At 68.9% G+C, this 23,297-nt stretch carries 24 protein-coding genes; 3 read left to right on the forward strand and 21 right to left on the reverse strand.

The window, feature by feature from the left end:
- Positions 1–27 precede the first annotated feature (27 nt).
- From nuoH to ACQP2T_RS58720, 11 genes are all read right to left on the reverse strand, one after another.
- Positions 28–1,383, reverse strand: a complete 1,356-nt coding sequence (gene nuoH, locus ACQP2T_RS58670; protein ID WP_357954689.1) for an NADH-quinone oxidoreductase subunit NuoH — start codon at positions 1,381–1,383, stop codon at positions 28–30.
- On the reverse strand, positions 1,380–3,767 hold the full coding sequence (locus ACQP2T_RS58675; protein WP_433513345.1) for an NADH-quinone oxidoreductase subunit G: 2,388 nt from the start codon (positions 3,765–3,767) through the stop codon (positions 1,380–1,382). The genes nuoH and ACQP2T_RS58675 overlap by 4 nt, the downstream gene beginning before the upstream one ends.
- Positions 3,764–5,053: an NADH-quinone oxidoreductase subunit NuoF gene (nuoF, locus tag ACQP2T_RS58680; RefSeq protein ID WP_219529170.1), complete on the reverse strand. Its 1,290-nt coding sequence runs from the start codon at positions 5,051–5,053 to the stop codon at positions 3,764–3,766. Before nuoF ends, ACQP2T_RS58675 begins: the two co-directional genes overlap by 4 nt.
- Entirely contained in the window at positions 5,050–5,706 is a 657-nt protein-coding gene (gene nuoE, locus ACQP2T_RS58685) for an NADH-quinone oxidoreductase subunit NuoE (protein WP_357954685.1), read from the reverse strand. The genes nuoF and nuoE overlap by 4 nt, the downstream gene beginning before the upstream one ends.
- A complete protein-coding gene (locus ACQP2T_RS58690; RefSeq protein WP_357954683.1) occupies positions 5,703–7,028 on the reverse strand; it encodes an NADH-quinone oxidoreductase subunit D in 1,326 nt (441 codons plus the stop codon). The genes nuoE and ACQP2T_RS58690 overlap by 4 nt, the downstream gene beginning before the upstream one ends.
- A gap of 43 nt (positions 7,029–7,071) precedes the next feature.
- On the reverse strand, positions 7,072–7,767 hold the full coding sequence (locus ACQP2T_RS58695) for an NADH-quinone oxidoreductase subunit C (protein WP_433513346.1): 696 nt from the start codon (positions 7,765–7,767) through the stop codon (positions 7,072–7,074).
- Positions 7,764–8,315, reverse strand: coding sequence for a NuoB/complex I 20 kDa subunit family protein (locus tag ACQP2T_RS58700; protein WP_219529166.1), 552 nt, complete (start codon positions 8,313–8,315; stop codon positions 7,764–7,766). The genes ACQP2T_RS58695 and ACQP2T_RS58700 overlap by 4 nt, the downstream gene beginning before the upstream one ends.
- 2 nt (positions 8,316–8,317) lie before the next feature.
- Entirely contained in the window at positions 8,318–8,713 is a 396-nt protein-coding gene (locus ACQP2T_RS58705) for an NADH-quinone oxidoreductase subunit A (protein WP_214640645.1), read from the reverse strand.
- Between the two features lie 67 nt (positions 8,714–8,780).
- The gene (locus ACQP2T_RS58710) at positions 8,781–10,034 is read right to left on the reverse strand and encodes a geranylgeranyl reductase family protein (protein ID WP_433513347.1); all 1,254 of its coding nucleotides are present in this window, start codon (positions 10,032–10,034) and stop codon (positions 8,781–8,783) included.
- Between the two features lie 192 nt (positions 10,035–10,226).
- Entirely contained in the window at positions 10,227–10,298 is a 72-nt protein-coding gene (locus tag ACQP2T_RS58715; protein WP_225299102.1) for a DUF397 domain-containing protein, read from the reverse strand.
- A gap of 335 nt (positions 10,299–10,633) precedes the next feature.
- Positions 10,634–11,350 (reverse strand): demethylmenaquinone methyltransferase, encoded by a 717-nt coding sequence (locus tag ACQP2T_RS58720; RefSeq protein ID WP_433513348.1) that lies wholly within the window; start codon positions 11,348–11,350, stop codon positions 10,634–10,636.
- Between the two features lie 77 nt (positions 11,351–11,427).
- Here ACQP2T_RS58720 and ACQP2T_RS58725 point away from each other — a divergent pair, with 77 nt between their 5' ends.
- Positions 11,428–12,639, forward strand: a complete 1,212-nt coding sequence (locus ACQP2T_RS58725; RefSeq protein WP_433513349.1) for a hypothetical protein — start codon at positions 11,428–11,430, stop codon at positions 12,637–12,639.
- Here ACQP2T_RS58725 and ACQP2T_RS58730 read toward each other — a convergent pair.
- Positions 12,636–12,854: a DUF4229 domain-containing protein gene (locus tag ACQP2T_RS58730; RefSeq protein WP_433513350.1), complete on the reverse strand. Its 219-nt coding sequence runs from the start codon at positions 12,852–12,854 to the stop codon at positions 12,636–12,638. The genes ACQP2T_RS58725 and ACQP2T_RS58730 overlap by 4 nt on opposite strands.
- 256 nt (positions 12,855–13,110) lie before the next feature.
- Between ACQP2T_RS58730 and ACQP2T_RS58735 the strand changes: the two genes are divergently transcribed.
- Positions 13,111–13,329, forward strand: coding sequence for a BldC family transcriptional regulator (locus ACQP2T_RS58735; protein ID WP_225298932.1), 219 nt, complete (start codon positions 13,111–13,113; stop codon positions 13,327–13,329).
- Positions 13,330–13,424: 95 nt separating this feature from the next.
- Here the strand turns inward: ACQP2T_RS58735 and ACQP2T_RS58740 are convergent, their stop codons facing one another.
- On the reverse strand, positions 13,425–13,667 hold the full coding sequence (locus tag ACQP2T_RS58740) for a hypothetical protein (RefSeq protein WP_225298934.1): 243 nt from the start codon (positions 13,665–13,667) through the stop codon (positions 13,425–13,427).
- 10 nt (positions 13,668–13,677) lie between these two features.
- The gene (locus ACQP2T_RS58745) at positions 13,678–15,081 is read right to left on the reverse strand and encodes a hypothetical protein (RefSeq protein ID WP_433513351.1); all 1,404 of its coding nucleotides are present in this window, start codon (positions 15,079–15,081) and stop codon (positions 13,678–13,680) included.
- Positions 15,082–15,259: 178 nt separating this feature from the next.
- On the opposite strand from ACQP2T_RS58745, the gene ACQP2T_RS58750 reads away from it, so the two are divergent.
- Positions 15,260–15,565, forward strand: a complete 306-nt coding sequence (locus ACQP2T_RS58750) for a PLDc N-terminal domain-containing protein (RefSeq protein WP_358546553.1) — start codon at positions 15,260–15,262, stop codon at positions 15,563–15,565.
- A gap of 526 nt (positions 15,566–16,091) precedes the next feature.
- On the opposite strand, the gene ccsA is transcribed toward ACQP2T_RS58750, so the two are convergent.
- The 7 genes from ccsA to hemL all read right to left on the reverse strand — a co-directional run bounded on the left by ccsA (position 16,092) and on the right by hemL (position 23,283).
- Positions 16,092–17,063: a cytochrome c biogenesis protein CcsA gene (ccsA, locus tag ACQP2T_RS58755; RefSeq protein WP_433513352.1), complete on the reverse strand. Its 972-nt coding sequence runs from the start codon at positions 17,061–17,063 to the stop codon at positions 16,092–16,094.
- On the reverse strand, positions 17,053–18,594 hold the full coding sequence (resB, locus tag ACQP2T_RS58760) for a cytochrome c biogenesis protein ResB (protein WP_433513353.1): 1,542 nt from the start codon (positions 18,592–18,594) through the stop codon (positions 17,053–17,055). The genes ccsA and resB overlap by 11 nt, the downstream gene beginning before the upstream one ends.
- Positions 18,594–19,316 carry a cytochrome c biogenesis CcdA family protein gene (locus ACQP2T_RS58765; protein ID WP_433513354.1) on the reverse strand — a complete coding sequence of 241 codons (723 nt, stop codon included), beginning with the start codon at positions 19,314–19,316 and terminating at the stop codon, positions 18,594–18,596. Before ACQP2T_RS58765 ends, resB begins: the two co-directional genes overlap by 1 nt.
- Positions 19,309–19,887: a TlpA family protein disulfide reductase gene (locus tag ACQP2T_RS58770; RefSeq protein ID WP_433513355.1), complete on the reverse strand. Its 579-nt coding sequence runs from the start codon at positions 19,885–19,887 to the stop codon at positions 19,309–19,311. Before ACQP2T_RS58770 ends, ACQP2T_RS58765 begins: the two co-directional genes overlap by 8 nt.
- A gap of 55 nt (positions 19,888–19,942) precedes the next feature.
- Positions 19,943–20,581: a histidine phosphatase family protein gene (locus ACQP2T_RS58775; protein WP_433513356.1), complete on the reverse strand. Its 639-nt coding sequence runs from the start codon at positions 20,579–20,581 to the stop codon at positions 19,943–19,945.
- Between the two features lie 298 nt (positions 20,582–20,879).
- Complete coding sequence (locus ACQP2T_RS58780) at positions 20,880–21,803, reverse strand: LysR substrate-binding domain-containing protein (protein ID WP_433513357.1); 924 nt, start codon at positions 21,801–21,803, stop codon at positions 20,880–20,882.
- Between the two features lie 190 nt (positions 21,804–21,993).
- Positions 21,994–23,283, reverse strand: a complete 1,290-nt coding sequence (gene hemL / locus ACQP2T_RS58785; RefSeq protein WP_358546574.1) for a glutamate-1-semialdehyde 2,1-aminomutase — start codon at positions 23,281–23,283, stop codon at positions 21,994–21,996.
- Positions 23,284–23,297 lie beyond the last annotated feature (14 nt).

A 23,297-nucleotide genomic window follows, 5' to 3' on the forward strand; every position in this document is an offset into this window, starting at 1 on the left:
CCGAAGCCCTTGACGGGGTTCAGCCAATCAGTTAGTCCCACTGGGAATCTCCTTGTGCTGCACCCCGTGGTAGTGCGGCAGGTCGAGCGGCGGCACAGGGAAGCCACCGGCCGTTGGCTCGTTGGACAGCTCCTCGAACTCCGCCTCGACCTCCGCCTTCTTCGCTTCCTTGCGGCGCTGGTTCACTGTGTCGAACCGGGCCCAGATGGCGAGCGCGCCGACGATGACGACCACCGCGACCACCATGACGGGTGCCAGGCTGCCCTGGAAGCCGGCTTCGCCGTTCTTGACGTACATGACGGTCCGGATCGTGGCGACCAGCATGATCCACGCCAGGTTGACCGGGATGAGAACCTTCCACCCCAGCGACATGAGCTGGTCGTAGCGGACGCGCGGCAGCGAGGCCCGCACCCAGACCACGAAGCAGAAGACCAGCACGAACTTGACGAAGAACCACAGCAGCGGCCACCAGCCCTCGTTCGCGCCGGCCCAGAACCACGTGATCGGGAACGGAGCCCGCCAGCCGCCGAGGAACAGCGTGATGGCCATCGCCGAGGCGACGAAGGTGTGCAGGTATTCGCCCATCATGATCAGCGCGAACTTCAGCGACGAGGAGTACTCGGTCTGGAAGCCGCCGACCAGCTCGCCCTCGCCCTCGGGCAGGTCGAACGGGATACGCGCGGCCTCACCGAAGGCGCAGAACACGTAGATCAGGAACGACGGCAGCAGCAGGACGACGTACCAGGAGGGCATCGACATGCCCCACAGCTCGCCGCCGGTCGCCTGCGACTTGACGATCTCCGACGTCGACAGCGTCCCCGCGAACAGGAACACGCCGACGAACGACAGACCCATCGCGATCTCGTACGAGACCACCTGCGCCGCCGACCGGAGCCCGCCCAGCAGCGCGTACGGCGAGCGCGACGACCAGCCGGCCAGCACCACGCCGTAGACCGAGATGGCACCCATGGCCAGCATGAACAGCACGGCCACCGGCAGGTCGACCAGCTGCAGCGGCGTCCGCACGCCGAACAGGTTGACCATCGGCCCGAACGGGGTGATCGAGAAGGCCAGGAAGGCCGGGATCACCATGATGACCGGGGCCATCAGGTAGAGCAGCTTGTCGACGGTCCGCGGGAAGAGGTCTTCCTTCAGGCCCATCTTGATGCCGTCGGCCACCGACTGGAGCAGGCCGAACTTGCCCGCCCGGTTGGGGCCGAAGCGGTTCTGCATCCTGGAGATCAGCTTCCGTTCGAACCAGACGCCGAACAGGATGCAGAGCATCAGGAAGGCGAACAGCATCACTGCCTTGATGATGGTGATCCAGAGCGGATCCTTGCCGAAGTCGGCAAGAGTCGGATCAGTCAGGAGAACAGGGATCATGAGGCGCTCCCGATCGTGACGATGTCGCCGGTCGCCGCACCGAGATCGCGCGTGACCGAGCAGCCGCCGGAGTTCGCCGGCACCCAGACCACCCGGTCCGGCAGGTCGGCGACGCGCACCGGCAACGTGACCGCGTTGGGTCCTTGACCGCCGACGACCAGCTTGTCGCCGTCGACGACGCCGATCTCCGCCGCGGTGGCCTCCGAGACCAGCGCTTCGGCCGGCCGGGCGGTGCCCGCGAGGTACGGCTCGCCGTCCTGCAGGCGGCCGTCGTCGAGCAGCAGGTGCCAGCTGGCCAGCAGCGCCTCGCCGGTCCGCGGCGCGAGCTGCGCGCGGGTGGCGGTGCTGGGGGCGGCGACGCGGGTGCCGCGCCAGGAGCCCATCGCGGTCAGCTCGCGGCGGGCGGCCGCGGCGTCGGGCAGGCCCAGGTGGACGTCCATCCGGTCGGCCAGGTTGCTGATCACGGCCAGGTCGCTCTGCAGGCCGGGCACCTTGAGCGGGGCCCCGAAGGAGCGGCCCCTGCCTTCCCAGTTGACGAACGTGCCGCCCTTCTCCTGCACGGCGGCGACCGGCAGGACCACGTCGGCCCGGTCGGTGACCGCGCTGGCGCGGATCTCCAGGCTGACGATGAACGGGGTGTTCTCCAGCGCGGCCAGGGCCGCGGCCGGGTCGGCCAGGTCGTAGGGGTCGACACCGGCCACGACCAGCGCGTCGAGCTTGCCCTCCAGTGCCGCGAGGAGCATGCCCGTGGTGTCGCGTCCCGGCGCGTCGGGCAGCGAGCCGACGTTCCACGCCCTGGCGACCTCGGCCCTGGCGATCTCGTCGCCGACCGGACGGCCGATGGGCAGCAGGTTGGGCAGCGCGCCCGCCTCGATGGCGCCCCGCTCGCCGGCCCTGCGTGGGACCCAGGCGAGCTTGGCACCGGAGGCGGTGCTGAGGCGTACGAGGGCGGACAGAGCGCCCGGAACAGTGGCGAGCCGCTCACCGGCCAGCACGATCGTGCCCTCGGCGAGCGAGCCGACCAGCTCGCCGATCGCGTCGGCCTCCGCGCCCGGCGCGGTGCGGATGAGCGTGCCGCCCATCTTGGCCAGGCCGTTGGTGGCGAACGGGGCGATCGCCGTGACCTTGAGCTTCTTCTTCATCCACGCCTTGCGCAGGCGCAGGAAGACGATCGGCGACTCGTCCTCGGGCTCGAACCCGACGAGCAGCACGGCAGGGGCGCTCTCGAGGTCACTGTAGGAAACCTCGATGCCCCTGCCGGCCACGGCGTGGGCCAGGAACTGCGCCTCCTCGGCGGAGTGCGGCCTGGCGCGGAAATCGATGTCGTTGCTGCCGAGGGCCAGCCGGGTGAACTTGGCGTAGGCGTAGGCGTCCTCGACCGTGGCCCGGCCGCCGACCAGCACCCCGGCCCTGCCGCGCGCGGCGGCCAGGCCGCGGGCCGCGACGCTGAGCGCCTCGGGCCACGAGGCGGGTTCGAGCACGCCGTCCTCGTTGCGTACCAGCGGCGTCTTGAGCCGGTCGGGCTGCGTGGCGTAGGAGAACGCCCAGCGGCCCTTGTCGCAGTTCCACTCCTCGTTGACCTGCGGGTCGTTGCCGGCCAGGCGGCGGGTGACCCGGCCGCGCCGGTGGTCGGTGCGCAGGCTGCAGCCGGAGGCGCAGTGCTCGCACGCGCTCGGCGTGGAGACCAGGTCGAAGGGCCTGGCCCGGAACCGGTAGGCGGCGCCGGTCAGCGCGCCGACCGGGCAGATCTGCACCGTGTTGCCGGAGAAGTAGGAGTCGAACGGCTTGCCGTCGGCGACACCCACCTGCTCCTTGGCCCCGCGCTCGAAGAAGTCGATGAACGGGTCGCCGGCGATCTGGTCGGAGAAGCGGATGCAGCGGGCGCACTGGACGCAGCGCTCACGGTCGAGCAGCACCTGCGAGGACAGCGGCAGCGGCTTGGGGAAGGTCCGCTTCTGCTCCTGGAACCGGGACTCGCCCTGGCCGTTGGACATCGCCTGGTTCTGCAGGGGGCACTCGCCGCCCTTGTCGCAGACCGGGCAGTCCAGCGGGTGGTTCATGAGCAGCAGCTCCATGGCCCCGCGCTGCGCCTTCTCGGCGACCGGCGAGGTGAGCTGGGTCTGCACCACCATGCCCTCGGCGACCTCGATCGCGCAGGACGGCTGCGGCTTGGGGAAGCCGCGGCCGTTACCGGCGTCGGGGATGTCGACCAGGCACTGGCGGCAGTTGGCCGCCGGGTCGAGCAGCGGGTGGTCGCAGAAGCGCGGGATCTGGATGCCCAGCAGCTCTGCCGCCCTGATGATCAGGGTGCCCTTCGGGACGCTGACCTGGAACCCGTCGATGCTGAGGGTCACCAGGTTGGTCTCTACGGCGGTTGTTGTCACTGGTCACCCCAGAGAGTCGACTTCTTCGCGTCGAACGGGCAGCCGCCGACCTCGAAGTGCTTGAGGTACTCGTCGCGGAAGTACTTCACCGAGGAGTGGATCGGGCTCGTCGCGCCGTCACCGAGCGCGCAGAACGAGCGGCCCAGGATGTTGTCCGCGATGTCGGTGATCGTGGACAGGTCCTCCTCGGTGCCCTGGCCCTTCTCCAGGCGCTTGAGCACCTGCTTGAGCCAGTAGGTGCCCTCGCGGCACGGCGTGCACTTGCCGCACGACTCGTGGGCGTAGAACTCCGTCCAGCGCAGCACCGTACGGACCACGCAGGTCGTCTCGTCGAAGATCTGCAGCGCGCGGGTGCCGAGCATGGAGCCCTTGGCGCCGACCGACTCGAAGTCGAGCGGCACGTCCAGGTGCTCGTCGGTGAAGATCGGCGTGGACGAGCCGCCCGGGGTCCAGAATTTGATCTCGTGACCCTCACGGATCCCGCCGGCCATGTCGAGCAGCTCGCGCAGCGTGATGCCGAGCGGCGCCTCGTACTGGCCGGGCCGGGTGACGTGGCCGCTCAGCGAGAAGATGCCGAAGCCTTTGGACTTCTCGGTGCCCATCCCGGCGAACCAGTCGGCACCGTTGGTCACAATTGAGGGAACACTGGCCACAGACTCCACGTTGTTCACAACAGTAGGCGAGGCATACAGGCCCGCCACGGCCGGGAACGGGGGCTTGAGCCGCGGTTGACCTCTGAAGCCTTCGAGCGAGTCGAGCAGCGCCGTCTCCTCGCCACAGATGTACGCCCCGGCGCCGCTGTGCACGACGAGTTCGAGGTCGTAGCCGGAGCCGAGGATGTCGGTGCCGAGATAGCCCTTCTCGTACGCCTCGCGCACGGCCGCGTGCAGCCGCCGGATGACGTGCAGCACCTCGCCACGCACGTAGATGAAGGCGTGGTTGGCCCGGATCGCGTAGGCGGTGATGATGACGCCCTCGACCAGCGAGTGCGGGTTGGCCATCATCAGCGGGATGTCCTTGCAGGTGCCCGGCTCCGACTCGTCGGCGTTGACGACGAGATAGTGCGGCTTGCCGTCACCCTGGGGGATGAAGCCCCACTTCATGCCGGTCGGGAAGCCCGCGCCGCCGCGGCCGCGCAGGCCCGAGTCCTTGACGGCCTGGATGACCGCGTCGGGGTCCATCCCCAGCGCCTTCTTGGCCGCCTCATACTCGCCGTAGCCGGCGAGGGTGAAGGAGTTGGCCTGGTCCCAGTTCGCGGTCAGGACCGGGGTGAGAGTCGTGCTCATGCCTCTGGGGCCTTCCATCCGTTGGCCTTGGCGACCTTGAGGCCCTCCAGCGAGGGGCCCGCCGCCGACGGGCCGTCGCCCGCCAGGTCGTCGGGCAGGCCCGCGAGCACCCGCGAGGCCTCCTTAAAGGTGCAGAGCTTCTTCGGCCCTCGGGTCGGCCGGACGTCCTTGCCGTCGCGCAGGTCGTCGACGAGCTGCTTGGCCGACTCGGGCGTCTGGTTGTCGAAGAACTCCCAGTTGACCATCATGACCGGGGCGAAGTCGCAGGCCGCGTTGCACTCGAGGCGCTCCAGCGAGACCTTGCCGTCGGCGGTGGTCTCCTCGTGGCCGACGCCAGTGTGCTCCGACAGCTCTTCCCAGATCTGGTCGCCGCCCATGACGGCGCAGAGCGCGTTGATGCAGACGCCAACGTGGTAGTCACCGGCGGGCTTGCGCTTGTACATGGTGTAGAACGTCGCGACACCGACGACCTCGGCCTTGCTGAGGCCCAGCATCTCCGCGCAGAACTCCTGCCCATCGTCGGAGACGTGACCGTCTTCGGACTGCACGAGGTGGAGCAGCGGCAGCAGTGCCGACCGCGTCTTCGGATAGCGTCCGATGATCTCCTTGGCGTCTCGTTCGAGACGCTCCCGGACTTCCGGTGAGTAAGTCACCGGTCCACACCTCCCATGACGGGGTCGATAGATGCCACCGCGGCGATCACGTCCGCGACCTGGCCGCCCTCCGCCATGGCGGGGAAGCCCTGCAGGTTGCAGAAGGACGGCTCGCGGAAGTGGACGCGGTAGGGGCGGGTGCCGCCGTCGCTCACCACGTGCGCGCCGAGCTCGCCCTTGGGCGACTCGATCGAGGCGTACGCCTGCCCGGCCGGCACCCGGAATCCCTCGGTCACCAGCTTGAAGTGGTGGATGAGGGCTTCCATGGAGCTGCCCATGATGTGCGCGATGTGGTCGGGCGAGTTGCCGAAGCCGTCGGGGCCCAGCGCGAGCTGCGCGGGCCAGCCGATCTTCTTGTCCTCGATCATCACGGGGTCGCCCTTGAGCGGCCCGGCGATGCGGTCGAGAGCCTGCTCGACGATCTTGAGCGACTCCTCCATCTCCCGCATCCGGACCAGGTAGCGGGAGAACACGTCGCAGCCGCGCTCGGTCGCCACCTCGAAGTCGTAGGTCTCGTAGCCGCAGTAGGGCTGCGACTTGCGCAGGTCCCACGGCAGCCCGGCCGAGCGGAGGATCGGCCCGGTGATGCCCAGGGCCATGCAGCCGGTCAGGTCGAGATAACCCACGTCCTTGGTGCGGCGCAGATAGACCGGGTTCTCGTCGAGCAGCTTGCGGATGTCCTTGATCCGCTGTGGCATGATCTTGAGGAACTCGCCGATCTTGTCGACCGCACCGGCGGGCAGGTCCACGCTGACGCCGCCGGGGCGGACGTAGGCGTGGTTCATGCGCAGCCCGGTGATGTACTCGAACAGGTCCATGATCAGCTCGCGGTCGCGGTAGCCGAACAGGAAGGGCGTGGTCGCGCCGAGCTCCATGCCGAACGTGCCCATCGCCACCAGGTGCGAGGAGATCCGGTTGAGCTCCATCATCATCACGCGGATGGCCTGCGCCCGGTCCGGGACGCGGTCCTCGATGCCGAGCAGCTTCTCGACGCCCAGGCAGTAGGCGGTCTCGTTGAAGATCGGCGAGAGGTAGTCCATGCGGGTGACGAACGTGGTGCCCTGCGTCCACGTCCGGTATTCGAGGTTCTTCTCGATGCCGGTGTGCAGGTAGCCGATGACGCCGCGCGCCTCGGTGACCGTCTCACCGTCGAGGGTCAGGACCAGCCTCAGCACGCCGTGCGTGGACGGGTGCTGCGGGCCCATGTTGATGACCAGCCGCTCGTCGTCGGACTCGCGGACGCCGCTGACGACCTCGTCCCAGTCCGCGCCGGTGACCGAGTAGACCTTGCCCTCGGTCGCCTCGTCATATCCGGTGCTCACGAGTGAACCTCGATTCGTTCATCTACGCTCAGCTTGATGCCGCTCACGCGTACGACCTCCTCTGGTCGGGCGCGGGGATCGTGGCGCCGCGGTATTCGACCGGGATGCCGCCGAGCGGGTAGTCCTTGCGCTGCGGGTGACCTTCCCAGTCGTCCGGCATCATGATGCGGGTCAGGCCGGGGTGGCCGTCGAAGACGATCCCGAAGAAGTCGTACGCCTCGCGCTCGTGCCAGTCGTGGCCCGGGAAGACGCCGACGGTCGAGGGGATGTGCGGGTCCTCGTCGGGGGCGCTCACCTCGACGCGCACGCGCCGGTTGTGGGTGATCGAGCAGAGGTGGATGACCGCGTGCAGCTCCTCACCCTTCAGGTGCGGGTAGTGCACCCCGGAGACGCCGAGCGAGAGCTCGAAGCGCAGGGCCGGGTCGTCGCGGAGCTTCTGGCACACCTCGACGAGCCGCTCCCGTTTCACGTGCAGGGTGAGCTCGCCGCGGTCCACGACCACGCGCTCGATGGCGTCGTCGAGGGCCAGCGTGTCGACCAGCTCGTCGAAGTAGCCGCCGTAGGGGCGGGACGTGGACAGCTGGGGGGCCCGCCGTACGACGAGGCCGCCGTAGCCGGAGGTGTCACCCGAGTCGGTCGTGCCGAACATGCCGCGCCGGGCGACGGGCGGCTCTGCGACCGCCGGAACCTCGGGGACCTCGGCGGAGGGGACCTCGGGGAGGTTGTCGGGCGAGGTCACTTCGCGGCCCCCTGGTCGATCAGCGGCAGCGTACGCAACGCCTGCAGTTCGAGCTCGTCGATCTGCTTGGCGCGGTGGGCGCCGAACTTCATGTTCTGGATCTTGTCGTGCAGCTTCACGATCGCGTCGATCAGCATCTCCGGCCGCGGCGGGCAGCCGGGCAGGTAGATGTCGACCGGGACGATGTGGTCCACGCCCTGCACGATGGCGTAGTTGTTGAACATGCCGCCGCTCGAGGCGCACACGCCCATCGAGATGACCCACTTGGGCTCGGCCATCTGGTCGTAGATCTGCCGCAGGACGGGAGCCATCTTCTGCGACACGCGGCCGGCGACGATCATCAGGTCGGCCTGCCGGGGAGACGCCGAAGCGCGCTCCATGCCGAAGCGCGCCAGGTCGTAGTGGGGGCCACCGGTGGCCATCAGCTCGATGGCGCAACAGGCGAGGCCGAATGTGGCCGGCCATACGGAGTTCTTGCGCGCCCAGCCGGCGGCCTGTTCGACCGTGCTGAGGATGAACCCGCTGGGGAGTTTCTCTTCAAGTCCCATTTCTAGTCCCAGTCCAGACCCTTGCGGCGCCACACGTACGCGTAGGCGACGAGCACGGTGACGATGAACAGCAGCATCTCGACAAGCGCGAACACCCCGAGGCCCGAGGAGAGCACGCTGCCCGCGTCGTTCTTCAGCGGCGCGAAGGAGACTGCCCAGGGGTAAAGGAAAATGATCTCGATGTCGAACACGATGAAGAGCATCGCGGTGATCATGTATTTCAGCGGGAACCGTCCGCCACCGACCGGCTGGGGCGTCGGCTCGATGCCGCATTCGTAGGCGTCAAGCTTGGCGCGGTTCCAGCGCTTGGGACCGGTGAAGGGAGCGATGGCGACCGAGAAGATCGCGAAGCCCCCCGCGAGAACGGCGAGCACCAGGATGGGCACGTAAAGGTCCATCGCTACGCCTCCTCTGGAGTCGCCACGCGCGCGGGCGCGCAGCCTGATCTATGGGTGAGTCTGAGGTTCATGCTGGTGGCGCGACCTTCGAGAGTGCATTGATGATCTTGTCCGACGCATCCCCTCGCCGGTCGGTGAGATTACCAAGGAGTTTGAGCGCGAAGCGCATCAGCCTCGGGTGTGGCAACCCATGCCGCGTTCCGAAGCTCATGACCCCCGGCTTCCCAATCGCCTGGACGAACCACCTGCCAAGCGTGAAATATCCGCCGTAGGCGTCCTTCAACACCTGAGGATAGGTGCGCAGGATGCGTTCCTGTTGCGCGGGGGTGGTCTGGCGCAGCGCCTTGACGATGGTCTCGGCGGCGATCTCGCCGGTCTCCATGGCGTAGGCGATGCCCTCGCCGTTGAACGGGTTGATCGCGCCGCCGGAGTCACCGACGAGGACGAGGCCGCGGGTGTAGTGCGGCTGGCGGTTGAAGGCCATCGGGAGCGCGGCGCCGCGGATCGGGCCCCGCATGTTCTCCTCGGTGAAGCCCCATTCGGCGGGCATCGCCTTGCACCACCGCTTGAGCAGGTCGCGGTAGTCGATGTTCTTGAACTGGTCGCTGGTGTTGAGCAGGCCCAGTCCGACGTTCGCGGTGCCGTCGCCCACGCCGAACACCCAGCCGTAGCCGGGCAGCAGCGTGTTCTCGTCCCACAGCTCCAGCCACGTCTCCAGGTAGTCGTCGTCGTGGCGCGGGCTCTCGAAGTAGGTGCGTACGGCCACGCCCATCGGGCGGTCCTCACGCTTGTGGAGTCCCATCCCCAGGGCCAGCCGGGTGCTGTTGCCGTCGGCGGCCACCACCAGACGGCTGCGGTAGGTCGGCCCGTCCTTGGTCGTCACTCCGACCACGTGCCCGCTGCGGTCGTCGAGGACGGGACCGGTGACGTTCACACCCTCCATCAGCCGCGCCCCGGCCTTGACGGCATTGGCGGCGACGATCTGGTCGAAGTCCTTGCGGGTGCGCACGAGGCCGAAGTCGGGGAAGCGCTCCAGCTGCGGCCAATCGAGCTCGAAGCGGTGCCCGCCGCCCACGACCCGCAGGCCCTTGTTCCTGATCCAGCCGGGCGCGTCGATGTCGACGCCCATGTTGAGCAGCTGCTTGACCGCTCGGGGGGTCAGCCCGTCGCCGCAGACCTTCTCCCGGGGGAACCTGGTCTTCTCCAGGAGCAGCACGTCGAGGCCGGCCTGAGCGAGGTAAAAAGCGGTTGCGGAACCGGCGGGACCGGCGCCGACGACGATGACATCGGCGTCAGCCTGTGTGGCTGGTGGCTCGGTCACTGGACTGTCCTGTCCTACACGCTCGAAGGCCTCGGGGTGTGGCGCCTTCGTTCCTTTGTGAACCCCTTCACAAACTTGTCGGCCCGCAGTCTAACTCTTTTCTTGGACAAAGTGGCAGTCGGGGGCCGGTCTTCGCACAAACGAAAGCCCTCCGTCCGAGACGAAGGGCCCTGCGTCGTCGCCACGAGGAGATCAGACCTCGAACTCGCGGCGGCGCACACCCTCGATGAAGGCGCGCCACTCATCGGGCGTGAAGCAGAGCATCGGGCCCACCGGGCAGACTCCTTCGTAGCGTCACGGTTATATCCGAGCCTATCGTGAGAAATGTGACGCGGGTTACACCAGTGCGGTCACGCTCCGTAAGCGAAACGCTACACCAGTACGGCCAGGAATTAGTTCAGAACCATCCTCGTCCAGCGCCGCGTTGCCGAACCCGCCCTCGGCCGGCCCGCCCGACGGATAATTCCTGCGATAAACGATATCTCCGGACACGGAACCCCGACCAGACCGCGGACTTGACGGCGTTAATGGCATCTCGCCATATCGCGCGGCACCGAACGGGCTTACAACGGGCTTACAACGGGAGCTCACCACGGGACTTACGCGGGCTTGAATCCCCGGTGGATCGCGACGATGCCCATGGTGAGATTGCGCCAGGCGACCCGCTGCCAGCCGGCCTCCTGGATGGTGCGCGCGAGTGTCGGCTGGTCGGGCCAGTCCCGGATCGACTCGGCCAGATAGGCGTAGGAGTCGTCATTGGACCCGAAGACCGTGGCCACCCGCGGCAGCAGTTTCATCAGATATTCGCGGTAGACCAGGTCGAAGGCGTTGACCTTCACGTGCGAGAACTCCAGGATCACCAGCCGCCCGCCCGGCCGCGTCACGCGCAGCATCTCCCGCAGCGCCTGCGAGGTGTCGTGCACGTTGCGTAGCGCCACCGAGATCGTCACGGCGTCGAAGGCGTCATCGGCGAACGGCAACCGCAGCGCGTCACCCGCGATGAAGGGGATCCCGCTACCGCTCAGCGCGTTGCCGCCGTGCCTGCGCACCCCCGTGCGCAGCATGCCGAGGGAGAAGTCGGAGGCGATGGCGCGGGCGCCCAGCGTGGTGAACGCGTCGGTGGACGTGCCGGTGCCCGCCCCCAGGTCGAGCACGATCTCGCCGGGCCCGGCGTCGACGGCGGCGGCCACCGCCTTGCGCCAGAAGCGCACCTGCCCCAGGGAGATCACATCGTTGACCAAGTCGTAGCGCCGGGCCGTGCGATCGAACATCGCGGCGACCTGATCCGGCTGCTTGTCCAGCTGAGCACGCGTCATGGCCCAAGCCTATGACCATCGCGACAATCAACAGAAAGTAGCCACACGATTACCCAATGTCTGCTAGAAGTTTGCGAATGCTGGTACGTGTCGCCCTTGCGGCGATCCTCGCGACGACCCCGGTCGCTCATTCGCGCGTCGTCTCGGCCGACCCGGTCGACACCACTCCGCACGTGCTCGACGGGATCGTCAACTCCATCACCCTGGTCGGCGGCACGGTCGTCGTCGGCGGCTCGTTCAGCGAGGTCGCCGACGCCTCACGGACCCACACCTACACCCGGGACAACGTCTTCGCCTACAGCCTCGCGACGGGGCACATCCTGCGTTACTTCGCGCCGCAGGTGGGCGGGCCGGTCTACAGCCTGGCCCCCGGCGACGGCGGCACGGTCTACGTCGGCGGCGACTTCCCCGCGGTCAACGGGGCGCCGACCAGGGCGCTGGCCAGGCTCAACCTCTTCGACGGCTCGGCCGTACGGGACTTCAGGCCCGGCGTCTCCGGCGGGATGGTGACCACGCTGGCCAGGCGCGGCGCGCAGCTCTACGCGGGCGGCGACTTCACCAGGCCGCGCGCGGCGCTGGCCAGGCTCGACGCGACGACCGGCGCGACCGACCCGGCGTTCGCGATCACGCCGGGGGCGCCGCTGACGCCGACGCTGCGGGTCTACGCGCTCGCCCTGACCGCCGATCGGCTCGCGGTCGACGGCAACTTCACCACGCTGGACGGGCTGTCGAGGCCGCAGCTGGGGCTGATCGACGTACGCGGCGGCGGCGCCAAGGTGGCCGACTGGCGTACCGAGGCGTACGTCCCCACCTGCATGGACGCCTTCCCCTCCTACGTACGCGGCCTGGACTTCGCGCCCGACGGCAGCTACTTCGCCGTCGTCACCACCGGCGGGCCGGTGCGCGGGAAGCGGCTGTGCGACAGCACGGCCAGGTTCGAGACGTACAGCAGGGGCGAGCGGATCACGCCCACCTGGGTCAACAAGACCGGCGGAGACTCACTCTACGCAGTCGCGGTGACCGGCGCGGCGATCTACGTCGGCGGCCACCAGCGATGGCTGAACAATCCGCTGGGCCGCGACTCGGCCGGGCCTGGAGCGGTCCCCCGCGAGGGCATCGGCGCCATTCATCCACTCACCGGAATGGCCCTGACTTGGAATCCTGGCAGGGAGCGCGGGATCGGGGTCAAGGCATTTCTGGCGTACAGCGGCGGACTACTCGTTGGTAGCGACACAACGAGACTCGGACGGGAGTACCATGCCCGGATTGGCATGTTCCCCCTGCCCTAGTCGCTCTGCGGCTTGGGCCGGTCGATCTTGTCGCTGATGCGAGTGCTAAGGGCGTCGCGCTGCTTCGAGAGCAACACGTAGCTGGCGATGCCGCTGATCAAGAAAGACACGATGATCAGTAGCACCGCGTTTTGCAGGCCAAGCAGCCGCAGGACGCCGAGTGTCACGACAAACAGGCCGATCCGCGACGCGGTGTATACGAGAACGGGATGCACAGATCGAGGTTACTCGCCCTGTGTGACACGGTCGCTCTTCGCATCGGGCGCCAGCACTGCTAGTGTCCCAGTTAGGGTGTTTCGTAAAGAAACACCCACGAGAGCCCCAAAGAGGCTCTATCATATAACAATCGGGCAGTCAGCTGATAACAACCCGTGATCTTTGTCGAAAACCACGGATAAATCAGGCTTCGCTCGACACACTGGTTACCTGTCCGCCCGCTGGCAGGAAGCGGGATGCGAGGGGGAGAGATTGGTGGAGAGTAGCAGCGAGCGTCTGCTGACCCCAGGAGAGGTTGCCGCCCTCTTCCGGGTAGACCCAAAGACGGTTACACGCTGGGCCGCGGCAGGTCGCATCAGCAGTATCCGCACCCCCGGGGGGCATCGTCGGTTCCGCGAGTCGGAAGTGCATGCCCTTCTTCGAGGCGAGGACGTTCTAACGGCCGACAGGTCGGGCGAGTCCCCGCGTGTTTGACGTTCCATCCAGACGGTGATCCTGCCCGCAGGGTCGCCGTCTCCCCCTGCCTGTAAACGTCATCAGCAGCCCCTCGACCTCCGCCCCGGACCGGCCTAGGCGTCTTCCTGCTCCGCCTTGAAGGCCAGAAACTCCTGCTCCAGGTCGTCGTTCTCGATCAGCCAGCGCTCCCGGCGGTCCGCCGCCTCCTCCTCCGTCAGGGACTCCGGTAGCCACGTGTCGTAGTCGGGATCGCCAGGTTCGAGTTCCACGTACGCGTTGCCGATGAGACGCCCGTCTTCACTGGTCAGGCTCTGCGGCACGCGCAGGGTCCCGTCAGCGAGCCGGATGACGTACATGGCTCATCACCTAGATTCCGTAGCGCCGGTTGAAGAACAGCATGACGTTGAGCGCCGCGCGGGTGTCGCCGCCCAGCATGTCGACGAGGGCCGGTCGCTGGCGCGAAGCGATCGCGGCGAACGCGTCGGCGAAGAACTCCTTGCGCCCCAGCCCGTCCCCCTGACGGTGGAAGGCGGAGACCAGGAGCGGCGTGATGTCCTCGTACAGCTTCGCGAATTCCCGCGAATCAGAGACCCAATCGCCGTATGCCGAATCGACGTCGTCGATGGCATGTCCGACCTCGTGCATCATCACGTCAGGCGTGGGTGAGGGGCGGTCACCCACCACGATCTTCCCGTCGCCGTAGGCTCCGGCGCAGATGTCCCATGAGGCCCGGCCGGACGGCAGGGGGGCGCCACGCAGGTAGCCCATGTCGTCCAGGTCAGGTACGCCGCCCGGGCCCACGTAGATGCCTTCGAGGCCGGCGGCGAGCTTCTCCTTCAGCAGGTCGGGCAGCATGGCCAGGCTCTCCACCGCCCGAACCACCTCCGGCGACGGCGGCCCCTCCCGGGCGTCCCACTGGCGGTGCAGGATGGTCTCCAGCTTGCCGCAGTGCCGCAGGCCGTCGCCGAGCGACGGGGCGTCGGGGCGGTTGGGCCGCGCCCGGAGCACCACGTCGTCGAGCTCGAAGTCGTGCCACGTGTACTGAGGGCGGTCCACCACGGCGGCCGACAGCCGCTCCCCCACCTCCCACCGCCGCGGCTCTCCGGCCTCGGCGGCCTCCCAGCGCCGCGGTTCTCCGGCTTCAGCGGCCTCCCAACGCCGCGACTGCCCGGCTTCGGCGGCATCCCACTCCCGGAACTCCTCCGGCTGCCGGTACCCCTCCTGTCGGCGGAACTCCTCCTGTTCACGGCGCCCCGCCCAGGACCACCCCTCGGAACCGTCTCCGCCGGCCTGGCGCCGCTCGCGACCCCGCCAACCGAACAGCGCGAAGCTCCCCTCACTCCCGATCGAGTCCCGTCCGGCGGGCTCCCGGCCCGGCCATATGCGTCCTGGCCAATCCCGATCGGCTCGCTTGCGCTCCACGTACTCGCGCTCCGACCGCTCGTGCTCCGACCGCTCGGACGCCAGCCGGTCGCGGCGCTTGGCCCCGCCCTCGAAACCGGACCACCCGCGCCTGTCCCCGCCGCTCCTGTCCCCGTCGCGCTTTTCGCCGCCGGGCCGCCACGGCCAGGCCAGCCGTCCCGCGCGGTCTTCGCGGGCCCGGTCCGGCCGTCCGGACGGGCTGGGTCTGCCGGGGGGCGCACTCCGGTCGTTCGTCCAGAAGGAACGATCCGCGTCGGGGGGCGCCTCACTGCGGCGGGAGAAGAGATACGACCCGCGCCGCCACCAACGACCCCGCCGATGGCGGCCCTTGTCGTTAGAAAAGGCCATCGCACCCCTCAACGCCGTGGGACGCCCGCGCGCATGGCACCCGGCCGCCCCGAACGGCGGTCCCAGCGGGCGGACGCCGCTGAATCGAGTCCACCGTACGACGTAGGTCTCGCTGGAGTCACCTGAAATGGGACAACGGGAAAACACGATCACGACGCGAATGGCTTACAGTTCGGACATGGTAGGTGTCGTTATCGGCTTGGCGCTGCTGGCCTTCTGGCTCTACTCGTTGTTCGACGTCATCACCACGCCGGAGGAAGAGGTAAGGAACGTACCAAAACCGCTCTGGGTGCTCGTCGTCGCGCTGGTGCCCCTGGTGGGCGGGGCCGTCTGGATGATCCGCGGCCGCCCCCAACAGCCCCGAGAGACCTGGCCGGTCCCCCCACGTCCGGGCTCCCGCCGCCACTCGGCCCCCAAGGGCCCGGACGACGACCCCGAATTCCTCCGCGACCTTGACCGCCGCATGCGCGGCGACGACAGCTAGAGCGGCGTCACCGACCGTCCGCTCTCCGTCGCCCATGACGGGGGCGTCCCTCCATGGGCCTCTGCCACAAGGCGGTACCCCTCCAAAAACCCAGCCACCACGGCCCAGCTACTTCCGCTCCCCGGACGGGAGCAACCTCCGGGCCACCACGGACAGCCTTCTCCCCCTCCTCCGGAGGAGGCATCCCCCAAGAGGCCCTAACCACGACGGACCGTCTTCTTCAGCGCCCGGAAGGCCATCCCCCGCAGGGCCATCAGCCACTACGGCCGCCCGCTTCTCAGCCCCCGAAGGGGGTCCCTTCCTAGGGACCGCAACCACGACAGACCGTCTTCGTGCTCTCCCCTTGGAAGGAGGCATCCCTCCCGCAGAGCCCTAACCACGACGGACCGTCTTCGTCCTCACCCCCGACGGGACCTCCCCAGGGGACATCAGCGCCAACGGACCGCCCGTCCGAAGGAGGTACCCCCTCAGGGGCCCCAGCCACCACGGACCGTCGCAGAGGTCGAGACGGCCGTGGGACAGACGATCACCCCGACACGTCCGCGTAGCTGTGCAGCCCGGAGATGAACATGTTGACCCCCACCAGGTTGAACAGCAGGCACCCGAACGCAAGGAGCTGCACGATCGTCGCCGCGCGCCCGCGCCATCCCGCCGTGACCCGGGCATGGAGGTAGGCGGCGTACGCCACCCACGTGATGAAGGCCCAGACCTCCTTGGGGTCCCAGCCCCAGTAACGGCCCCATGCCTTGTCGGCCCAGAGAGCACCGGCGATGACGGCGAAGGTCCACACCGGGAAGGCGAAGACGATCGCGCGGTGGGCCGCCCGCTCCAGATCGGCCCGTGACGGCAGCCGTGATATCCCGTCGCCGCGGATCAGGTAGAGGATGCCCGACACACCGGCCACGATGAACAGACCACTCGCCAGGATCGCCGCCGTCACGTGGATGGCCACCCAGTACGAGTTGAGCGCCGGCACCACCGGACCCGCCGCCGTGTAGAGGACCTTGACCGCGAAGCCGAGCCCCAGGGCGGCCGTCACCATGACGAAGGCGCCGAGGAAGCGAATGTTCTGCCGGAGCTGGGTGCCGAGGAAGGCGGTGACCGCGGCGAAGCAGATGGCCACCACGAACTCGTACATGTTGCCCCAGGGCCACCGGTCCACGGCCAGACCCCGGGTGACGATGGCGGCCAGGTTCGCGGCCCAGCCGAGCCAGCCGAGCGCCATGGCCGCCCAGCCGGCCTTGCCCGCCCAGGCCGGCGGCTCGACGGCCGACTCCGAAGCGACAGGGCCGTCCGAAGCGGCTGGGCTGCCTGAGGAGCCGCCCGCCGAGCCGACTGCGGCTCCCACGGGCTGCCTGGCGGGTACGGCCGCCGAGTCGGCCTGGGAGCGACCGAAGGCCAGCTCCAGCGCGAACCCGATCATGGCGGCCAGATAGAGCAGGACGGCGGCGACGACGAAGAGGTCGCTCACCCCGGCCAGTTGCTGCTCAGCGGGCATCCTTGCCTCCAGCTGATAGGACCTTGACGATGTCGGCGAACTCCTCGGTGAAGCCCGCCGCGGACCCTTCGGTACGGGTAAGACCGCCGACTTCGGCCACGCCGTCCTTGACCCGCACCCACACCCGGCGGCGGCGGATCATCAGCGACAGCGCGATGGCGACCACGGCCGTGCCCGCGGCGATCAGGGCGGGCAGCCGCCCCGGGTCGTAGGCGATCTGGAGCGTCATCCACTCCTTGACCGCGGTGAACTCCAGCTTTCCCGCCCCCTTGGGCAGGTCGATCGAGCCCCCGACCGCGAGTGGCGCCTGGCCGGTGCCCATGACCAGCGGGGTGAGCTTGCGCATCACCTCGGGCGGCGCGAGCTCGTAGACGGACTGCGGCCGCCCGGAGCGTATGCCGAAGTCGCCGGAGAATGCCCCGAGGAGCTGGACCTGGGGGTTGAGCGCGCCGGGGAAGAGCGAGGCCCCCGCGCCGTTACCCGTGGGCAGGAAGCGCAGCAGGAACCCGAGCTGCGACGGCTGGGCGTCGGGCACCTTGACCACGCAGCCCGAGGTGAGCGTGGGCTTGCTCTCGATCAGGCAGGGGACGGGCCCTTCGAAGGCGACCTGCCCCTTGCCGTCGGTGACCTTGAAGACGGGCGCGTAGCCGTGACCGAGGAGGTAGGTCTGGGTGCCGTTGACCTCCAGCGGCTCGTTGACCTTGAGCGTGTAGTCGCGCGTGGGCGCCCCGGGCGCGTCGTTGACCTTCATGTAGGCGGAGTAGTCGAGTTCCTGCCCTCTCTTGGGGCCTTCGACCTGGTAGGTGGTCTGGAAGTCCGTGAGCGAGAATGAGAACGGCTCCAGCGACTCCGCCGACACCTGACTGCCCGGGATGAACCGATCGTAGGCGGCGACCGTGTTGGCGAAGCCGTCGCCCTCGACCACCAGCACGTTGCCGCGGTAGCCGTACAGGGAACCGAATCCGATCGAGACGAGCAGGGCGAGCAGGGAGGCGTGGAAGAGCAGGTTGCCCGTCTCGCGCAGGTAGCCCTTCTCCGCGGCCACCCAGCCGTCGCCGACATCGACGCGGAAGCGGAGCCGGCGCAGCCGCCCGGCGGCCTCCTCGACCGTCAGCGGGTCGTCCAGCCGCGAGAAGTGCGGCAGGCGCGAGAGGTTGCGCGGCGCGGCCGGTGGGCGGCGGCGCAGCTCGCGCACGTAGGTGGCGGTGCGCGGCAGGACGCAGCCGATCAGCGAGGTGAACAGCAGCAGGTAGATCGCGGCGAACCAGGTCGAGGTGAAGACGTCGAACAACTGGAAGCGGTCATACCACTCGGCGAGCGTCGGGTCGTTCTGGAAGAGCATCGCCACCTTGTCGGGGTCGACGCCACGCTGCGGCACCAGCGAGCCGGGCACGGACGCCAGCGCGAACAGGAACAGCAGGATCAGCGCCGTCTTCATCGAGGTGAGCGTGCGCCAGCTCCAGCGCAGCCAGCCCATGGGCCCCATGCCGGCGGGCCGCGCCCGCTCCTTCTCCAGCTCGTCGACGGTCATCAGATCACCGGCCTGAAGGCGCCGATCAGACCCTGCATGGTCGCGATCATCTCTCCCCAGAGGCCGGTCACCAGCAGGATGCCGACGGCCACCATCATGCCGCCGCCGATCCGGGTGATCAGCTGTGAGTGCTTGCGGATCGCGCGGAACGTACGCAGGGCCTTGCTGTAGGCGAGGGCGGCGGCCACGAAGGGCAGTCCGAGGCCCAGCGCGTACGCCACGGCGAGCAGCGCGCCACGCGAGGCGCTGCCCTCGTTGAGTCCGAGCGCGAGCACGACGGCCAGCGTGGGCCCGATGCACGGCGTCCAGCCCAGCCCGAACACCACGCCCAGCAGCGGTGCCCCGGCCAGTCCTGCCGCGGGCAGCTTGTGGATGCGTATGTCGCGCATCAGGCCGGGCACTACGCCCAGGAAGGCCAGGCCGAGCAGGATCGTCAGCACGCCGAGCACCCGCGTGATGATCTCCGCGTTGTCCAGCATGGCCGCGCCGAGGCCGCCGAACAGCGCGCCGCTGAGCACGAACACCAGCGCGAAACCGGCCACGAACAGCACCGTGCCGAGCACCAGCCGCCCCCGCTTGGGGTCCTCGCTCATGCCCGTCACGTACGACAGGTAGCCCGGTACGAGGGGCAGCACGCACGGCGACAGGAACGACACCACCCCGGCCAGCACCGCGATGGGCACGGCCAGGAGCAGCGAGCCCGAGGCGACGACGTCACTCATCGCGTACCTTGGTCACCGCGTCCATCAGGTCGGTGTACTTGACCGCGCCCAGCGCCCTGGCGGCGATCCTGCCCTGCGCGTCGATGATCAGCGTGGACGGGATGGCCGCGGGCGGCACCGTGCCCTGGAAGGCCAGCGCGACCTTGCCGGGCTGATCGAAGATGCTCGGGTAGCCGATCTGCTCGGTGCGTTCGAACGCCTGCGCGTCGGCCTTGCGGTCCTTGAAGTCGACGCCGAGGAACTCCACGCCGCCCTTGGTCTTGGCGGCGACCTCCTTCAGCACCGGCGCTTCCGCCCGGCACGGGCCGCACCACGACGCCCAGAAGTTGAGCACCACGACCTTGCCCTTGTGGGCGGCGAGCGAGGCGGTCGCGCCGTCGAGCGTCTGCCCGCCGATCTCGGGGGCGGCTTTGCGGTCGGCGGCGGCGAACACCTGCATCTTCCCGTCGCCCGCGACGAACCGGGTGTCGCCTGCCTGCGGCTGGCCCGACTGATTGCCGCCCGCGCAGCCCGCGAGGCTGCCCGTGGCCAGGAAGGCCGACAAAACAAGGGAGATGGACTTGGCGCGCACGGAGGAAGATCTCCTTGTACTACAACCGGTAGAGCTTGCAACTCTACCGGCGGGGTCAGGCGCCCGGGACGCTGGGGCCCGTCGCCAGTGATCCGGCGGGCTCGCTGTAGCCGACGCTGACCAGACGATCGCCGTCGAAGGTGAGCGTGGTGAGGCTGGCCAGATTGCACTGCCTGCGCCGGGGGTCGTGCCAGAGCCGGCGGCCCTCGGCCGCCATCCTGATCGACCAGATCGGCAGCTGGTGACTGACCAGGAGCGCCTCGTGCCCGCGCGCCTCCGCCCTGACGTCCTCGATGATCGAGCGCATCCGCTTGACGATGGCCGGATAGGGCTCGCCCCAGGACGGGCGCAGCGGGTTCCAGAAGTAGCGGTAGTTCTTGGGATCGCGCAGGACCGCCAGGCCCTGGCCGACCTTGCGGCCCTGGAGCATGTTGGCGGCCTCGATCAGCCGCTCGTCGGTCCGCACCGGCAGCTCAAGCAGCGCGGCAAGGGGCGCGATGGTCTCCTGCGCGCGTTCGAGCGGCGAGCTGTAGAGGGTGACGATGTCACGGCCCGCCACCGACTTGGCCACCGTCTCGGCCATCAGCCGGCCGGTCTCGGACAGGTGGTAGCCGGGCAGCCTGCCGTACAGGACGCCTTCGGGATTGTGCACCTCACCGTGGCGCATCAGGTGAACTACGGTGGTTTCAGCCATGGTGTGCCACAGCCTATCCCGCTCTGCCCGTTCCGCGATCTCGCCCGTCCCGCGAACAACCCCGGCGCGCCGCAGGACCCCAAACCCCAACAAACCGCCCGCCCGAAGGGGATTCCTCCACAGAGACCCCAACTACGACGGACCGTTGTCTTCCGCACGCCCAAAGAAGGTTTCCCTCGCAGGGGCCCCGACCACGACGGACCGTCATCTCCCGCACCCCCGAAGGGGGTATCTCCCCTAGGGACATCAGCCACGACGGACCGTCACAGGGATCGAAACGGTCGCGTGACGAAACCCCCTAGGCGACCGCCCAGGCGTTCTCCTTGGTACGGCTGGCGTCCGCGAGCGCCTCGACCGCCGCCCGGATCGCCGGCCGCCGAGCCGCGTCAGTCCGCCAGATCACGTAGATGCGCCGCGACTGCCTGGGCCGCAACGGCACCACAGTCACCCCGTCGGGCACGCAGTCACGCCCCAGCCGGGGAATGATCGCGCAACCGAGCCCGGCCGCCACCAGCGCCATCTGGGTCGGATATTCGTCGGCCATGCAGGAGATCTCGGGCTCCAACTGCGCGGCGCGCAGCGTGTAGACCAGCCAGTCGTGGCACACGGTGCCGGGCGAGGAGCTGATCCACCGCTCGTTCGCGGGCAGCGCGGCCAGCTCGACCTCCTTGTTGCCGGCCAGCGGATGGTCCGCGGGCAGCAGAAGGTCGGCGATGTCGTCGAGCAGCGTGGACCGGGACAGCCCTTCGGGCAGGGCGATCGGCCGGTTGAGCCAGTCCTGGATGACGCCCAGGTCGAGCTCGCCCCTGGCCACGTCGCGCACGATGCGTTCCGGCTCGCGCTCGTGCATCTGAACGTGCAGGTCGGGATGACGCCGCTTGAGCGCGGTCAGGGCGGAGGGCATCAGCCCGCGCGCCGCCGTCGGGAACGCGGACATGTTCAGCCGCCCCACGACCTCGCCGCGCAGCGCCTCGAAGTCCGCCTCGGCGGTCTCCACCAGGGCGAGGATCCGCTCGGCGTGGTCGGCGAGCAGCCCGGCGGCGTCCGTCAGCCGCACCCCGCGCCCGTTGCGCTCCATGAGCCGGGCACCGGTCTCGCGCTCCAGCTTGGCGATCTGCTGCGACACGGCCGACGGCGTGACCATGAGCGCGTCGGCCGCGGCGCCTACAGAGCCGTAGATGTGCACAGCGTGAAGGGCCTTGAGACGGTTCAAGTCCAACATGTAAGCCAGTCTAAAGGGTTTAGCGTAGAAAGTCTCGCTTGTCCTTCACTCTGTAGCAGGAGAAAATATATGCATGAGAAACAACAAGGCGCAGAAGCAGCAGACGACCACCATCTCCTACCTCAAGACCCTCGCCGAGCAGGCTCGGGACCAGCGCGTCCGCTACCAGAAGCCGGCCGCCAAGTAACGATCAGAGGACCGCCGCGGCAGCCTTGGCGGCTGCCGGCAGGGCGTCGGCGATCTGACCGAGCGCCTCGTCGTCGTGAGCGGCCGAGAGGAACCAGGCCTCGTACGCCGATGGCGGCAGATAGACCCCGCGATCCAGCATCGCGTGGAAGAAGGCGGTGTACGCCGCGGTGTTCTGGGCCCGCGCACCGTCGAAGTCCGTCACCGGCGCATCCGTGAAGAACACCGAGAACAGGCTCCCCGCCCGCTGCAACCGGTGCGGCACACCCGCCGCGGCGAGGGCGTCGGAAGCGGCCTGGCCGACCGCCAGCGCGGCCGCGTCCACCTTGGCGTAGGAGCCGGCGTCGAGCGCGCGTAGCGTGGCCAGTCCGGCGGCGCAGGCCAGTGGGTTTCCCGACAGCGTGCCCGCCTGGTAGACCGGCCCTTCCGGTGCCAGGCAGGACATGACGTCGGCCCGCCCGCCGAAGGCCGCCGCCGGCAACCCGCCGCCCATGACCTTGCCGAAGGTCATCAGGTCGGCGTCGACCGGGTCCAGCCCGTACCAGCCCGAGGGCGAGACCCGGAAGCCCGTCAGCACCTCGTCCATGATCAGCAGCGCGCCGTTGGCCGTGCACAGCTCGCGCAGGCGCGCGTTGAAGCCGTCGAGCGGCGGCACCACGCCCATGTTGGCCGGGCACGCCTCGGTGATGACACAGGCGATCTCAGCGGACGCGAACGCCTGCTCCACCGCGCTGATGTCGTTGTACGGCAGCACGATGGTGTCGGCCGCCGACGCCCCCGTCACGCCAGGCGTGTCGGGCAGCCCGAACGTGACCACACCCGACCCCGCCGAGGCCAGCAGCGCGTCCACGTGACCGTGGTAGCACCCGGCGAACTTGACCACCTTCGACCGCCCGGTGAACCCGCGGGCCAGCCGCACCGCGCTCATCGTCGCCTCGGTGCCCGAGCTGACCAGCCGGAGTTTGTCCACGGGCGCCACCCTGGCGACGATCTCCTCGGCCAGCTCGACCTCCCCCGGCGTGGCGGTGCCGTACGAGAGGCTGTGGGAGAGCGCCGACGAGACGGCCTCGACGACGGCGGGGTGGCGGTGGCCGAGGATCATCGGCCCCCACGAGCAGACCAGGTCGACGTAGCGGTTGCCGTCGACGTCGGTGAGATAGGGACCCTGCCCGGAGGCCATGAAGCGGGGCGTGCCGCCGACCGCGCCGAACGCGCGGACCGGGGAGTTGACGCCACCCGGCACGATGGCGCGGGCGCGGGCGAACAGGTCCTCGGAGTTCTGTGTACGGCTCACGCGCTCCAGGTTAG

Origin of the sequence: Nonomuraea sp. CA-143628, from assembly GCF_050942315.1 — a bacterium.
Classification (GTDB): domain Bacteria; phylum Actinomycetota; class Actinomycetes; order Streptosporangiales; family Streptosporangiaceae; genus Nonomuraea.